Source organism: Bacillus sp. JJ1566, from assembly GCF_036962685.1.
Lineage (GTDB): Bacteria > Bacillota > Bacilli > Bacillales > Bacillaceae_L > Ferdinandcohnia.
In genome coordinates this window covers 1-16,135 of record NZ_JBALOP010000058.1, presented here as the reverse complement: position 1 = coordinate 16,135, position 16,135 = coordinate 1, and the positions used below count along the sequence as shown (strand labels likewise).

Annotated in this window: 16 protein-coding genes; 11 read left to right on the top strand and 5 right to left on the bottom strand. The window is 33.9% G+C overall.

Annotated elements, in window-relative coordinates:
- Positions 1 to 62 precede the first annotated feature (62 nt).
- Positions 63 to 1,412: an MATE family efflux transporter gene (locus V7112_RS20450; protein ID WP_335423259.1), complete on the bottom strand. Its 1,350-nt coding sequence runs from the start codon at positions 1,410 to 1,412 to the stop codon at positions 63 to 65.
- 14 nt (positions 1,413 to 1,426) lie between these two features.
- Positions 1,427 to 1,723 carry a metal-sensing transcriptional repressor gene (locus V7112_RS20445; protein WP_335423258.1) on the bottom strand — a complete coding sequence of 99 codons (297 nt, stop codon included), beginning with the start codon at positions 1,721 to 1,723 and terminating at the stop codon, positions 1,427 to 1,429.
- Positions 1,724 to 1,859: 136 nt separating this feature from the next.
- On the opposite strand from V7112_RS20445, the gene V7112_RS20440 reads away from it, so the two are divergent.
- Positions 1,860 to 2,063 carry a hypothetical protein gene (locus V7112_RS20440; RefSeq protein ID WP_335423257.1) on the top strand — a complete coding sequence of 68 codons (204 nt, stop codon included), beginning with the start codon at positions 1,860 to 1,862 and terminating at the stop codon, positions 2,061 to 2,063.
- A 239-nt stretch (positions 2,064 to 2,302) separates the two neighbouring features.
- On the opposite strand, the gene V7112_RS20435 is transcribed toward V7112_RS20440, so the two are convergent.
- Entirely contained in the window at positions 2,303 to 3,244 is a 942-nt protein-coding gene (locus tag V7112_RS20435; protein WP_335423256.1) for a cupredoxin domain-containing protein, read from the bottom strand.
- A 224-nt stretch (positions 3,245 to 3,468) separates the two neighbouring features.
- Here V7112_RS20435 and V7112_RS20430 point away from each other — a divergent pair, with 224 nt between their 5' ends.
- The 8 genes from V7112_RS20430 (at position 3,469) to copZ (ending at position 10,622) form a co-directional block, all read left to right on the top strand.
- Positions 3,469 to 4,218: a PIG-L deacetylase family protein gene (locus tag V7112_RS20430; protein WP_335423255.1), complete on the top strand. Its 750-nt coding sequence runs from the start codon at positions 3,469 to 3,471 to the stop codon at positions 4,216 to 4,218.
- Positions 4,219 to 4,250: 32 nt separating this feature from the next.
- Complete coding sequence (locus V7112_RS20425; protein ID WP_335423254.1) at positions 4,251 to 6,056, top strand: ABC transporter substrate-binding protein; 1,806 nt, start codon at positions 4,251 to 4,253, stop codon at positions 6,054 to 6,056.
- 76 nt (positions 6,057 to 6,132) lie between these two features.
- Entirely contained in the window at positions 6,133 to 7,110 is a 978-nt protein-coding gene (locus V7112_RS20420) for an ABC transporter permease (protein ID WP_335423253.1), read from the top strand.
- A complete protein-coding gene (locus V7112_RS20415) occupies positions 7,103 to 7,963 on the top strand; it encodes an ABC transporter permease (protein WP_335423252.1) in 861 nt (286 codons plus the stop codon). Before V7112_RS20420 ends, V7112_RS20415 begins: the two co-directional genes overlap by 8 nt.
- Positions 7,964 to 7,966: 3 nt before the next feature.
- Complete coding sequence (locus V7112_RS20410) at positions 7,967 to 8,932, top strand: ABC transporter ATP-binding protein (RefSeq protein WP_335423251.1); 966 nt, start codon at positions 7,967 to 7,969, stop codon at positions 8,930 to 8,932.
- Positions 8,925 to 9,929, top strand: a complete 1,005-nt coding sequence (locus V7112_RS20405) for an ABC transporter ATP-binding protein (protein ID WP_335423250.1) — start codon at positions 8,925 to 8,927, stop codon at positions 9,927 to 9,929. Before V7112_RS20410 ends, V7112_RS20405 begins: the two co-directional genes overlap by 8 nt.
- 121 nt (positions 9,930 to 10,050) lie before the next feature.
- A complete protein-coding gene (locus V7112_RS20400) occupies positions 10,051 to 10,401 on the top strand; it encodes a metal-sensitive transcriptional regulator (RefSeq protein ID WP_335423249.1) in 351 nt (116 codons plus the stop codon).
- Positions 10,402 to 10,415: 14 nt separating this feature from the next.
- Positions 10,416 to 10,622 (top strand): copper chaperone CopZ, encoded by a 207-nt coding sequence (gene copZ, locus V7112_RS20395; protein WP_335423248.1) that lies wholly within the window; start codon positions 10,416 to 10,418, stop codon positions 10,620 to 10,622.
- A 431-nt stretch (positions 10,623 to 11,053) separates the two neighbouring features.
- Here copZ and V7112_RS20390 read toward each other — a convergent pair whose 3' ends face one another.
- Positions 11,054 to 11,329: a hypothetical protein gene (locus V7112_RS20390; RefSeq protein WP_335423247.1), complete on the bottom strand. Its 276-nt coding sequence runs from the start codon at positions 11,327 to 11,329 to the stop codon at positions 11,054 to 11,056.
- 240 nt (positions 11,330 to 11,569) lie between these two features.
- Positions 11,570 to 12,937, bottom strand: a complete 1,368-nt coding sequence (locus tag V7112_RS20385) for an exonuclease domain-containing protein (protein WP_335423246.1) — start codon at positions 12,935 to 12,937, stop codon at positions 11,570 to 11,572.
- A gap of 1,355 nt (positions 12,938 to 14,292) precedes the next feature.
- Here V7112_RS20385 and V7112_RS20380 point away from each other — a divergent pair.
- Positions 14,293 to 15,939, top strand: coding sequence for a restriction endonuclease (locus V7112_RS20380; protein ID WP_335423245.1), 1,647 nt, complete (start codon positions 14,293 to 14,295; stop codon positions 15,937 to 15,939).
- A 90-nt stretch (positions 15,940 to 16,029) separates the two neighbouring features.
- The coding region (locus V7112_RS20375; RefSeq protein ID WP_335423340.1) for an AAA family ATPase at positions 16,030 to 16,135 on the top strand (106 nt) is incomplete at its 3' end.

Here is a 16,135-nt window from a genome sequence, read left to right as displayed (position 1 = left end):
GTACAGAAGAATGATATGCCTTTTACTCAAATACGAACATCATATCTAGAAATTGATTTTCCTCAATTAATTTTTGATTTAAATTTATAAAACAGGTAGAAGGCACGTAGATATAAGTCGATAGCAATAGAAAGCCAAACTCCTGCTATACCCATTTCTAATTGGATTCCAAGTACGTATACACCTATGATTCTGATTACCCACATACCAATAGCTGTGCTGTACATTGGGCTTTTTGTATCTCCTGCGCCTTGCAGGGCTCCAGCTAAAACTAAGCCTATAGCTAAAGCGGGTTGGGCAAAAGCATCAATTCTTAGTGCGGTTACTACCATCTCGATTGCGGTTTTATCTGTAGTAAACCAAGTAGCAAACCAAGGAGACAAGAAAAATAACAGTATCCCTATAACAGACATAAATACTACGGCAATCCATGAGGTAATCATCCCATATTGGTATGCTTCCTTTGAACGATTTGCACCCACATTTTGCCCGACTAATGTAGTGGCTGCAATAGCTAATCCATAGCCAGGCATATATGCAAACATTTCAATATTACCAGCAATAGAATGAGCTGCGAAAGTATCTGCACTTATATTAACAATAAGACCAAAGTAAAGAACTTGACCTAGGCGCATGATTAATCGTTCAATGGCCGCAGGTGTTGATATCTTTAAAATTGCAGATGCATCCTCTTTAGAAGATTCTCCTATAATTGAAAATGCGACTGGAGATTTCTTAATATAATAATACAAAGCAATCGTACCAATAATTCTCACAATTACTGTTGCCCAACCGGCACCGGCAACCCCAAATCCTGTTAGCCCCAGTAAACCAAAAATAAGAACATAGTCCAACCCGATGTGTATAATATTAATCCACCAGCTTACCTTCATTGGAGTTTTCGTATCACCAGCCGCCCGTAAAATGCTTCCAAAGATGAGCATCAGTGAAATAAAAACAGATGGTACTGCAACAATTTGGAAGTAGGTAATACCATTGTTTAGTACTTCACCTTCTGCCCCCATTAAACGTAGTAAAGGTTCACTAAAAAATAATGAAATCGCTCCAAAAAGCAACCCACTGACTATTGAAATGAACGTTGATTGACGAGCGATTGATCTTGCCTTTTGAAGGTTACCAGCTCCTATGTTTCGAGCTATAAGAGAGGTAGTTCCAACTCCTAGCGCCATAAATACGGCAATATAGACAGCTATCACAGTATTTGCTATCCCAACGGCAGTTACAGCATGTAAACCCAGTTTTGCAACGAAAAGTGTATCAACAAATCCGACAACCGTTTGTAATATATTTTCAATCATTGCTGGAACGGCCAAAGCAAGAATAACTAAAATTTTTTGTTTTGTAGTTTTATTATCATTTAGTTTAAGTTCTTGAAGCTTTTCCTCCCCCATGTCCTTTCATCTCCCTAACGGATAAAATTATCTAGTGCTTTTTTTATATCCTTGATGACTATATCCTCATTTCCCTCATGTACCGCATCAACCAAACAAGTTTCCATATGATCAGTTAAAACTAATTTTGCTGTATTATCCAATGCTTTTCTAACCGCAGCTATTTGTAAAAGGATTTCAGAGCAATCTCTGTCATCAATGGCCATTTGTCTTACGCTTCTTACATGACCTTCAATTCTTGCTAGTCTATTAATGACACTTTTCCGATTTTTGTGATTGTGCTTATGGGTGTGATTTTCTTGTTTACTCATAATACCAACTCCTTCTATAAATGGATTATATCCCCCCTAGGGGGATATTGTCATTATAAATATTTTGAATATTGGGTAAGATTTTTAAAATAAACTTAATAACCCTAATTTAATGGTGGCGATTTAATAAAGGCAAATGGCAAGTTTTGCTGAAAGGGATGCTTTCATTCATACAGGTACAGGATTAGAGGGTTGTACTGATTCTGTTGCTGAAGCTTTAGAAAATGAAATGGTGTTAATTGTTAATGTAACGGAGAAAGTTAATTTAATTGGTTCGGAAGAGGGAGAGGAAGACCATGAAGAGGGGCATAGTTGTCATATTGAGTATAAATTGATTTAGATCCACTTTGGATCTACCTAGCTCGTTCAATAAAAACAGCAGAAAATATTATGAATATACTAATAGAGCTAGAACTAAATCAAGGGTTGGATTAAACATTATATAAATATAAATAATCGTGCAGAAGAAGTGGCGAATTTTTGTTTAGTTATGAATTCAAGCTATCTTTGTCTAAAAAAAATGATTAATTTAAACTAAAATCTAATCAACCATAAAAGCAGCAGGCTATTGACCTGCTGCTATTTTACTACCACTAATTCTCCAATCATACCATTTTCCGCATGACCAGAAATTGTACAATTGAATTTGTAAATGCCTTCTTTTAAAGGAGTAAAGTATATCATACTACTGCTATTCTCTGTGGCATACAGGTGAAGATCTGCTTCACCATGGGAGTGCTCAGAGTGGTTTTTTTCGCTCTTGGAATGAATCGGGATTTCTTTAATTTCAATATCATGTTCTATTAAATCGTTATTCTTTAAAGTTAGTATAACTGGCTGATTCTTTTTTACAATAATTTTAGAAGGAGTATAAGAAAATGTTGATGAGTTTATATTAATTGTGATTTCTGATGGCTTATTTACAGTTGTTCCTTCATGATTTTCATGGTTATTATGACTTGTCCCTGTTGAAGATTCAGGTTTTGCTATTTTCGAATTTTTATCCAATTGATTACCAAAAAGGAGTAAAGTGATTATAAAGGCAAATGTAAGAATTGGTTTTAAAAACCAACTTCTTTTTTCTATTTTATTTTCATTTCCTTGCGAACTTGGTAAAACCAGAAAAAGAAGTAAACAGCAGATTGTGAGAGTGAGCAGTATATTAATCAAAACATTCGCTTGTTCTTGAGTAATCATATCCCCGAGCATTGCACCCATCATCCCACCCATAAGTCCAGACATGAATCCTTCAATAATAGGAAGTAGTCCTAAACTAAGTCCACAAGCTAGTCCCGCAAGTGAACCGATAGTTATAGATAGTATTGTGGAATAATATAAATTTCCTTGATATACAGACCCGAATAATACTCCAACAACTAATCCAACATTCATTCCCATTGACATTGAAAGAACCATTCCATGCATATCTTTCAATCTTTTTTTTAGTAGAAATGTTAAAACAACTGCTAACAACGTACAGGCAATGACGATAATTATAACAAAATTATAAAACAAACTCATATACTCTACCTCCTTGTATTCCTAAATGATATGTACGATTTAGACAGGCAATGCTAAAAATTAATTCTTCCTCAGAACTAATTAAAAAAGGAGGTGGAAAAAGATAATACAGTTTTAAATTTTCTAAATTTTTAGTATTTACAACCACGAAATTTAATACTATTATTGTTATAATACTCACAATATACAGTAGTGGGGTATTGTATCTTAGGAGGGGAAGTACAATGGCAAAGGGTCAAAAAATTTTATTTTTAGGTGTTTATGGGATGGAAGTTGTCGAATGTGGAGGAGCTTTAGCAAAAAATGTGTTAAGTGGTGGAGAATCATACGCTTCGATAATGCTTTGTCGGGAAAAAAGTCAACCGCAAGTAAGGCAAGCTGCGGAAGTATTAGGTGTTCAAGTTTCCTTCTTGAATTTTCAAGCCGGGGAAGTAGATTTAAGTGTAGAATCCAAACTAAAACTGATTAAAGTGATTCGAGAAGTGAAACCAGATATTATTATTACCCAAGACCCAGAGCATTCGTTTCACGATTTAGACCCCGATCGTCGCCCTGCGATGACATTATTGTTAGAATCTATTGCATTAGCAAGTAGAGACTTTGGTTTAGATGAGTTGCCAGGATTAAGCCCACATCCGATTCCGACAATATATTATATGACACCACACCATCCAAATACGGTCGTGGATATTGCCGATGTATGGGAAAAGAAAGAAAAAGCAATGGACATGTTAGAAAGCCAAATGGAATTTAGTGGGATGCATTTTGATAGAATGTTAGATCCTGAAACAGCGGAAATATTATGTCCTGGTTTTTCACAATTAAAGAATAATCACGAAAAAGGAAGAGCTATCCACAAGGTCCTTGACAAGGCAGTTCATGTTTATCACGGTCTTCCTTCACATGGACACTTTGCCCTTGCAGAAGCATACAAAAGAGAAGGGAATTTTCATTTGCAGGAATTAACCATTTAAAAAAAATCTTTATAATTTAGGGGGGGATAAAAATGAAGAAGTATTTTCTAAGCATAGGATTAATATTTTTATTATTATTTTCAAATTTATCATTTGTAAAAGCTGCAGAAGCTGTTGATTCACTAAAGGTGGGTATTACAAAAGATGAAAATGGGTTAAACCCATATACTTATGTAACGGGCTATCCAGGATTGGATTTAGTAAATCTACTCTATGATACTCTATTTAACCTTGATGAAAACAATATTCCACAGCCATGGCTTGTTAAAGATTATAAAGTAAGTGATGATGGTTTAACTTATGAATTTACACTTCATGAAAATATAAACTGGCACGATGGTGAACCATTCACTGCACAAGATGTGAAATTTACAATGGAATATTTTATTAAGTATCCAAAATCACGGTTTACAAATCCACTAAAAACAATCACATCAATAGAGGTAGCAAATGACACATCGATTAAACTTGTGTTATCTGAACCAAATTCAAACTTCATGATTCAACCACTTGCCGATCTACCAATTTTACCTGAACATATTTGGTCCTCAATTACGACACCAGATGATGAGACAAATGCACTTGGAAGTGGACCTTATATTTTGGAAGAACATAAATCAGGTCAATACTACAAAATGAAAGCCAACCCAGATTACTTCAAAGGTGCTCCACCAATAAATGAGTTAATTTTCCCAATCATCGAAGATACGACAGCCATGTTAAATGCTCTTCAAGCTGGTGAAATAGATGCTATTTCTTCTAGTATTTCTCCTGAGTTAGTTGAACAGTTTGATTCTAATCCTTCTCTGAAAGTAATAAGAGGCCCAGGATATAGTACTAGTTTATTTCAGATTAATGCAGAGAAATATCCTATGACAGAAACTGCATTTCGTCAAGCGATAGATTATGCAATTGATAAAAAAAATATAGTGGATACCGTCTTACTTGGATATGCGGAAGTTGGAAGCCCAGGGTTTATTCATCCTTCATCCACATTTTACAACAGTGACTTAAAGCCAGTATTTGATCCAGAAAAGGCAAAAGAATTATTGGAAAGTGCTGGTTTTGTTGATACAGATGGAGACGGTTTTAGAGAAGGTCAGAATGGTGAAAAAATTGATTTAACTACGCTAGTTTATGCAAGTAATCCAATCCGAATCCGGACTGCAGAGTTAATCTCTGAATGGCTAAATCAAGTGGGAATTAAAAACACTGTAAAAGCAATGGATTCAACGACTGTTGATTCATTAATGTGGCCTGATTTTGATGTTAGTAAAGGAAGAGATTATGATCTAGGAGTTTGGAGTTGGTCAAATACCATGCAATTGTTCCCTGATCGTATGGTAGAACTATTCCACTCAGATCCAGCAATAGGCTCTGTAAACATAGGTGGTTACAACAATCAAGATTTTGATAAATTGGGTGAGGAACTAAGGGCAACTTTTAACGAGACTGAACGAAATAACATTATTAAAGAGATGCAGTCTTTTGTGGCTGAAGAAGCGCCATTTGTGACGTTATATTATCAGGAAATAATTAATGCTTATAATCCTGATAAATATGATCAATTTGTGTTTCAGGTAGGTAAGGGTATTATCAACAAATTATCTTTTGTTTCCGGTGAAAAACAGTCATTAGAAGAAACAGGAAATCAAGGAATTGAGAAAGATAAGGCATCTGAAACAGAGACGAATAAACCGTCTGATAATGCTTCTACTAATTCGAACAACACTATGCTTTATGTTTTTGGAGCTATTATTCTTCTAGGTGGTATTATTTTCTTCATACTTAGAAGAAACAAAAACAAAACTAAGCAAGATGATGATTTTGATTTTTAATTAATTTGTTTTCTCCCGTAGTAGGTTAACCTTTTACGGGAGAAATTTTAAACAAGTTTTATTGGGGGTGAAGGCATTGGGTAAATTTATTGCTAATAAGCTATTGCAATATTTAATCGTTATTTTTTTAATGCTAACATTAAATTTTCTTTTACCAAGACTCATGCCAGGAAATCCTTTGGTATTTTTGGCTGGTGAGGATGTAGGTTTCATGTCAAGTGCTGAAAAGGAAGCCATTTTAGAAAAACATGGGCTGAATGATTCTATATTGCAGCAATATATAACTTATACAAAGAGTATTTTAACTGGCGATTTTGGTTATTCGTATCAGCAAAAACGACCAATTTCAGAACTTTTGTTGGAACGTTTGCCGTGGACGATGCTTTTGACAGGTCTGGGACTTGTATTGTCCACGATCATTGGGGTTATTTTTGGTGCTGTTTCAGCGTGGAAAAGAGGAACTAAAACTGATGCAAACCTTTTAACTTTGTTTATGTTTTTAAGTGCAATGCCATCATTTTGGGTAGGTATGATATTGGTATCAATCTTTGCTTCGCAACTTGGCTGGTTACCAGTATTTGGCGCCGAAAAAGCATGGTCAAATCTTACAGGCATTGATCGAATGCTGGATATCGGGAAACATCTAATTCTCCCTTTAACGACCCTTGTACTAATATCAGTCACGAGTACATATATGATTATGCGATATTCAATGTTAAATGTTTTAGGTGAGGATTATATCATGATGGCTAAGGCTAAAGGAGTAAAAGAAAAAGTTATTAAATATAAACATGCAATGAGAAATGCACTATTACCAGTCGCAACAGTATTTATGCTAAGTCTTGGTTTTACTCTAGGTGGGGCTACCGTAATAGAGACTGTTTTTGCTTATCCAGGAGTAGGCCGTTTAATGTTTGAATCAGTCTTAAGTAGGGATTATCCTCTAATTCAAGCAACCTTTTTAATTATTACGTTCAGTGTAGTTATTGCAAATTTCCTAGCAGACTTGATTTATCCTTTACTAGATCCAAAGGTGGGAAGTAATAATGGGTAATCAAAATAAGTGGAAACAATATTGGAATGTACTGACTTCTAGTAATCTCGGGATGTTTGGTTTGTGTCTTTTAGGAGTATTTTTATTGATTGCTTTGTTAGCACCTCTTATTGCTCCTTTTGACCCTTCTCTACGAGTAGGGGCCCCATTTGAGAAACCAAGTTCACAATTTTTGTTAGGTACAAATGATGTCGGACAAGATATTTTAAGTGAACTTTTATATGGAACTAGGATTTCTTTATTAATTGGAGTAATTGCGGCTTTTATATCAATATTGTTAGGTTGCATAGTGGGTATTATTGCTGGTTACTACGGAGGTAAAATCGATACTATTTTAATGAGATTAGTAGATTTGGTTTTGGTAATACCCTTTCTGCCATTGATGATACTTTTAGCTGCTTTCATAGGGCCGAGTTTTTGGAATATCATTCTAGTTATCAGTTTAATTTCATGGGCAAGTCCGGCCAGAGTAATTCGATCTCAGGTTTTAACTTTGAAGACTAAAGGGTATGTTGAGGCAGCAAGGTCGATTGGAACCAGTATAAAGGTAATTCTAACACGCCACATTTTACCTGGTGTTATCCCAATTGCACTTTCACAATTTGTACTTGCGGCCAGTAACGCGATATTAATAGAAGCTTCCTTAAGCTTTCTTGGACTTGGAGACCCTTTTACAAAAAGCTGGGGAACAATCTTGTATTATGCTCAAGCGAGAGGGGCATTTTTAACAGATGCTTGGATTTGGTGGGTGCTTCCGCCTGGCTTATTAATTACCACACTTGTTATAGGTTTTGCTTTTACGGGCTATTCATTAGAAGAAATCTTAAACCCTCGTTTAAGGAAGGAGCGTTAAATCATGGCGGTGTTATCAGTCGAGAACCTATCTACTTATTTTAAAACAGACAAAGGCATTGCAAAAGCTGTAGAGAATGTCTCCTTTACCGTTGAAGAGGGGGAGATGCTTGGCTTAATTGGTGAATCCGGATGTGGAAAAACTACTGTTGCTCAATCTATATTAAGATTAATTGAGTACCCTGGAAAGGTTGTTTCCGGAAGCGCAAAATTAAATGGAATTGATTTATTAAAAGCAACAGAATCAGAATTATATAAATTAAGATGGAAAGAGATTTCAGTGATACCGCAAAGTGCTATGAATGCATTAAATCCCATTTATACAGTAGGGGATCAGATAATTGAAGCAATTATGCTTCATGAGGATATAAAAAAATCAGAAGCGATTCTTAGGGCTAAAAAAATGTTAGAGCTAGTTGGTATTGATGGGGATAGGTGGAAAAGTTATCCTCATGAATTCAGCGGTGGAATGAAACAAAGGGTAGCCATCGCAATGGCATTAGCTTGTAACCCAAAGCTAGTAATCTCTGATGAATCGACAACTGGTTTAGATGTATTAACACAAGCACAAGTTATTGCACTTATTAAGGACTTACAAAGGAAGCTAAATACATCAGTAATTATAATATCGCATGATTTACCAATGGTAACAGCCATTTGCGATAAAATAGCAATAATGTATGCAGGTAATATAGTGGAATGGGCCACAACTGAAGAAATAATAAAAAATCCAATACATCCTTATTCCCAGGCGCTTTTAAAGGCAACCCCTGATTTAGCAGAACCAGATAGAGAAGTAGTTTCAATTCCAGGAAGTGTGCCTAACCTTATTAATTTTTCTAAATCCTGTCGATTTCATACTCGTTGTCCTCACGCTTTTGAACGATGTCTTAAAGAATCACCAGATTTAGTTGAGGTAAAGCCTGGTCATTATTCAGCTTGTTTTTTAGAGGGGGAGGAAAATGAGTAATTCAATACTTCTAAAAGTAAACGATTTGAAAAAGACATTTGTGAAAAAAACAGGTACATTTTTAAAGAGAAAAATTACGAATGTTTATGCGGTAAATAATGTTAACTTTGAAATCCACAAAGGAGAGATTCTTGGAATTATTGGGGAAAGCGGCTGTGGTAAGACAACAACAGCGAGAATGATTATGCGTTTAATGCAGGAAACTAGTGGAGAAATTTGGTTTGAAGGAAAAAATCTCTGTACTTTAAAGGAAGCAGAAACTAATCGGATGAGAAGCAAAATGCAGATGATTTTCCAAGACCCTTATGACACCTTAAATCCTGGAATGAGAATACTAGATATTCTTATGGAACCAATTAATGCTCATGAAAAGGCCTTACCATACAGTAAAAAAGTAGAAAAAGTCAAAGAGGCAATTGAATCCATAGGGTTAGTGCCAGCAGATGATTATATGTACCGTTACCCACATCAATTAAGTGGAGGACAAAGACAAAGAATTGCCATAGCAAGGGCAATCATTTTAAAACCATCGTTTATTGCAGCAGATGAACCCACTTCAATGCTGGATGTATCTGTGAGGGCTGGAATACTTAATTTATTATTAGAACTAAAAAAGAAAATGGGTTTAACTATGATGTTTATTACACATGATTTAACAACCGCTAGTTATATGTGTGATCGGATTGCAGTTATGTATCAAGGTAGAATTGTTGAAATAGGACCAACAAAGCAAATAATTCAACGTCCTTCACATCCCTATACAAAGGCGCTTGTCTCTGTCGTTAAAGACCTTAACTATTTTATTCAAAATAGAGAGAAATTGATACTGGATGGCGAAGTGGATGCTACGAAGAATGATGTTGGTTGTCCTTTTGTATCAAGGTGTCCACACCAAGAAAGTGTTTGCCATACAAAATGTCCTGAACTTGAGCTAGTTGATTCAGGTCATTCTGTTTCTTGTCATTGCCATTCTCAATTACTTGAAAAAACATCATAAGTGATTGGTAATACATTAATAGTTTAATCATTAAATAAAATAAATACATTATTAGCGAAAAAGGATTATTCTTATCCTAAAAATCATAAATAATGATGTTTTGATGAGGGAGGAAACTAAAATGGCAATAGATTCAGAATATGAAAACAGCCTCTTATCAGAAGAAGAAGGATGTTGCTCACCCTTAAGTGACAGAAAAAGCCATCATTCTAATAGAGTTAAGAAAAATTTGATTACAAGATTGAACCGCATAGAAGGTCAGGTTCGAGGGATTAAAGGATTAATCGAAAAAGATACTTATTGTGATGATGTTATAACACAGATTTCAGCAACTCAATCTGCGCTAAATAGTGTTGCAAAGATTCTTTTGGAGGGTCATTTTAAAGGGTGTGTTGTTGATCGACTTCAAGAAGGGGATATGGAAGTTTTGGATGAAGTTATAATAACAATTCAAAAATTAATGAAAAAATAAGGAGATGTTTAATAATGCAAAAGATAACGTTAAAAGTAGATGGAATGTCTTGTGGTCATTGTGTAAAAGCAGTTGAAGGAAGCGTTGGGGATTTAAATGGAGTGGTAAACGTAAAAGTCCATCTTGAAAATGGTACTGTTGATGTGGAATTTAACTCAAATGATGTATCTTTAGATAAAATAAAAGAAACTATAGATGATCAAGGTTATGATGTGAATTAAGCTTTTAGGAGATTGTGCTAGCGATAGCACAATTTTTTTTTGCAAAAAGATAACCATTCTTCAATGGGATAGAAGAACGTTATAGATCAGAGAACTTCAAAGATATTCCACAATGATATAGAGTATACTACTTAAATACAGCTAAAATCCCTAGTATGAATCTGACCGTAAAAATTATAAAAGACATATTTTATCAATATCTAAAGTAATATAGAACATAGATTTTTTGGAATCAAAAATAGGAAAACGTTAAACTCGAAAGGTAAACACTACTACATCAATATGACTGCGATCAACACTTAAGCCACGTGGAGGCGGTTGCATAGATAGTTTTAAAAGAAGCAGCAGGCCCCAAATAGGGGATTCCTGCTGCATTTATTCAATTTTAGGAGGCGTGAAACTATAATGGATAACTGGTTTTCCATCAGACATTACTTCACTTCTATGCGATGTAAGATTTCTGGTGTTAACTCATCTGAATTCAGGAATTGTTGTAATTTTTGTTCTAACTGACCAATGTTATCCAAAGTTTGTTTATTTTCTAAGCCCCTTAGTAAATCATTTTTCTTTTCGATTAAATTATCAATTTCAATATTATTCACTTCGACACTTTCAGGATAGTCTTCTTTTGAAATTATCTCTTTTGCTAGTAAATTGATGTATTTTCTTTTTCGATCCTTTATGGAATCGTTTTGCTTGTCCAACATCTCGATCTGTCTTTGGAGCCTTTTGTTTTTATTTTCGTGGATTCATCATCGAATTGCTTAAGGTAATGGTCTTTATCAATATCTTCAACTAGTTCTTGAATGTCAGTTGAAATTGTATCAATAAGAAATTACTCTCTAATGGCATGATGGCTACAGGCATTTTTCCCATTTCGCGCGTAATTCCCACAAATCTCCAATTACACCACCTCCAACTGTAATGATTTAATTTATACTAGTGTACTAATCAATCATTTTTAAAAATTCATGTTCAGTAATAATTTTGATCTTTTTCCCTTTTTCAATAAGTTCGTAAGCTTTCTCCTCTTTTGTACTTAATCCATCTTCACCAACAAGTGATTTATCTTGCTTTCCAACAACTAAATAATGAGTTTTGCTGCTAACCCCGGTTTTTAAAACGCCACCTAAATCCGCAACTTTTTGCATCGCAGTTTTTCGATCAATTGTCTCTAGTTCTCCAGTAAAGACGATGTTTTTTCCAAAAAGGATATGATTTTCATCAAACGTTTCAGCGCGGGCGGAAATTTCTGTCACACTCACCTTAGTAAACTTTCTTCTTTTTACAAACGATTTTATTGGTTTTAATTCCGAAAAGGATTTTATAGTAATACTACGATGTAAACGACAATATGATTCTAGTGACTTTTTCTTTTTTAAATTTACACAATGAAGAACCAACTCCGCAGTTGCAAGTGCATCAGCCAATGCATCATGATGATTTTCTAATGAAATGCCGAAGAATTCTGTTCGTTCTTTTAAAGAATTCCCCACAGTTACTCCTCTACATGCTCGTGTGCTTATTGCAATACTATCTATGTAAGTAAAATCGGGCAGTTCCATATTATATTCCGTTAGACAAGCATGTAAAACACTCATATCAAACTGTGCATTATGAGCTACAAAAATGTTTGAATCTGTGAAGATATCTTTAAATTCCATCCATATTTCATCAAATTTTTTTGCATCTTTAACATCTTCTAACGTAATCCCATGAACATCCACCATCTCTGGATCAAATTCTAATCCAGGAGGTTGAATATAAATATGTTTTTTATCCACTATTTCATTATTCGCTACAAAAACTAAACCCATTGAACACGCACTACCTAGCTCCTTACTGGCAATCTCAAAATCGATTGCAATAAAGTCGAATTTTATCCCTCCAATTTTATATTTTTCTAATAAATATTTATCTAATTCCACTTTATTTTCAAATAACAAAGACGATGTTTCCGTTAAAAAATGATAATGGTCACTGTAGGTGCTTTTACGGATGGTATATGTAACAGAGAAAAGCTTTTCTTCCCCGTCTTTCCATTCTTTATATTGAATCAACTCTTTATGTATGGGCTTATACTGATGTCGACGGATCTCTTTTCCATCTTTCCTAACGATAATCAAAGCATCGTTTTGAATATTATGAAATACTAAATTTTGATTTTTATATATGCCTTTGGAACTAAAACATTGCGTTCCATTTTCTAAATGCCTTAGTAACATTTCCTCACGTGTAAATCCAGTAACAAGAACTTTACCATAATCAATATCCAAAATGCCGCTTTTCAATTCGTTTACACGCTCTTGTAACATTGATGAACCCCCCAGTAATATTTTTTGTAAATTAAGACTATTTTACCATATAAACCCATAAAAAATATTAATTTCCTAATAAAAACCAACTTAACATATCCATAAATTTTCACCATAGTTATAAAATAATAATATTGAGGTGGTATTATGAGGAAATCTCAATATTTAATGATGCAATTTAAAAAATGCATTGTATGTTGTATTAGCAGCATCTTTGGTTACAGATATAGTTGTTTGAAGGATTCATGATCAGCAGAAAACAAAAGAAATTAACCATTTTTTAACTAAACAAATTAACGAACATTTTGATGTACTTCTAGATTTCAGTTATTCTGAAACAGATTATAAAAACAATCAGATTAATGTTTTCTTTCGCGGCAACTTTGATTGGGTTAGTAGTAAAGAACAATATATTGTCCTTGATAACATTAGGGAATATTATGTAATGTTAATACAAAAAAAGAGAATACAAAAACATTGATAATAAACAAGATATATCAGTAAATGCTTATTTTACACTTATGGTGAAATTGCATCTTTAGAACTGAATAGACTAACCAACAAAGAATGGGAGCAGCAATTACAGAAAGTGATCTCGATATTAATTAATAATACAGACCCTATTGCAAGTTTAATAAGGATAGACGTAATTATGGAAAGTGAAAGCAGGAGTAAGACTTCATTTGCGCTTTTTATTGCCAATATGAGTTTTGGCAGTATTGGTTGATTCTATCAATAATAATGTTGTTAATCATTGGTAATGGTTACAAAAATACAAGGAATTTAAAAAGTAAGGCACCTTTTCGAGGGTGCTTTTGTAATTATATAGCCTGTCTTTAAGCAAGGGGTGGGGGCAAAAATCCTGTTTTGAAAGAGAAGTAGAACAATAAAACTTACGATGAATATTCGAACATGTCACTAGCTTGAATTACAGACTTTGAAAATACTTGTATATTTTATCGTAGATTACCAGTATCCCATTTGTTGCACTTACACTCTGGACTTTTGAAGCAGTTGCGGAGTTGGTGTTAAAATGATGAACAAATATATATAAGATACTTGTTAAGATTAACTCTTGTAAATTAAACCCCGATTTCGTTAACAATTATAAGTGATTTTAGGGTTTGTTTATGTACTTAAAACTCTTTTTTATATCAAGATTGAACTGTTGTGCTAAAAAGTAGGAATCACGTAAAGTTGCTTTTTCCTCTCCCTATAAAACCCTTCTCACACATGTATCTAATACTAAAAATAGAAGTAGATTTAATGAAAATGTCGAAAAAAGCAGTTTAGTTATTATATACTATAGATATGGTCTAATTTTCCAATAACTATAATTGTAAGGAGTGTTCCAAATGTATTCCGTTGAGATAGAGCACAAAGGTTTACATAAGTATCGTGTAATTAAAGGTAATGATAGGTATGTAGTTGAACAAAAGGCTTATGTACAATTGAAACAATGGGACGAAATGTGGAATAAAAAGCAAGAAATAGAACGAAAAAAGCGTGAACGTGAAAATGCAGCAATGGAAAAGGCTCAAAAGAAAGCTATGGCAGAGCAACAAACACAAGATGCATTAAATGAACTTGATTTAATTGATCAGACATTGCTACATACTTTAGACATAGATGATAAGATCGACTGGGACTCTTTAAAAGATGTATCTAATTTTTCCGAACCAAAGCCACTAGCACCTAAGGAACCGTCGTTCCCCATAGAGCCAGAGGAAAAAAACTTTGAACCTAAGTTGGGTTTGTGGGATAAAATTTCTTCTTCAAGCAAACAGAAGAAAATAGGGATATCTAGAAAGTTATTTGAAAACGCTTTAAATAACTGGAGACGAAAAACAGAAGACTTAAAATCAATGCATGAAAAAGAGTTAACTGTTTTTGAGGAAAAGCTTAGAGTTTGGGAGGAGAAAAAACAAGAGTTTGAACTTGAGAAGAAAGAGAAAAATGATGCTATTGAAAAGAAAAAGGAACAATACTTAGCCGGTGAAAGTGAATCAATAATTGAGTATTGTGATATGGTTTTGTCTAATTCTGATTATCCTGATTATTTTCCACAAGAATTTGATATTGAATATAATTCAAATAACAGAACATTGATTGTCGAATACATCCTACCTGATATGTCAGATTTACCAACCTTGAAAGAGGTCAAATATATTGCTACAAAGGACGAGTATAAAGAATCACTTTTATCCGAGGCTGCAGTTAGAAAGATGTATGATAAATTACTCTATGATATTACTTTGCGTACTTTGCATGAACTTTTTGAAGCAGATGCAATAAATGCAATAGATTCAATAGTGTTTAATGGATGGGTGAATACTGTTAACAAGGCAACTGGTAATAGGGAGAATATATGCATATTATCAGTTCAAACACAAAAAGATGAGTTTAATATAGTAAATTTAAAAATGGTAGATCCAAAAACTTGTTTTAAGAATCTAAAAGGTATCGGTAGCAGTAAATTATCTAGTCTTACCCCAATTGCACCTATTCAAAAAATTAATAGGGAAGATAGCCGTTTTGTTGATTCTTATAATGTAACAGGAGAAATTGATGAAGAAACCAATTTAGCTGCAATGGATTGGCAGGACTTTGAGCATTTAATAAGAGAACTTTTTGAGAAAGAATTTAATACATCTGGTGGAGAAGTTAAAATTACAAGAGCAAGCAAAGATGGTGGAGTAGACGCAGTTGCGTTCGATCCAGACCCTATTAGGGGAGGGAAAATAGTTATACAGGCTAAGCGGTATACAAATGTTGTTGGAGTCTCAGCGGTTCGTGATTTATATGGAACAGTAATGAATGAGGGAGCAACAAAAGGGATTTTAGTCTCTACTGCAGATTTTGGTCCCGATGCATACAACTTTACTAAGGATAAACCTTTAACTTTACTTAATGGCAATAATCTATTGCATTTACTCCATAAACATGGACATAAGGCCAAAATAGATTTAAAAGAGGCAAAGTTATTAATGAAGGAGAAATAAGGAAACTCATTTAATTTTCTTTATAAAATTTAGTATTTAATATATTACCATTAAAAGTAAAAGTATCTTTTCCTATATGGAGGTAAATAAATGCATATATCAAAAGTAGAAATATACAATTTTCGTAGTTTGAGAGAAGTGAAGATAAAATTAAATGAGATAAATGTTCTTATAGGACCAAATAATGCAGGTAAAA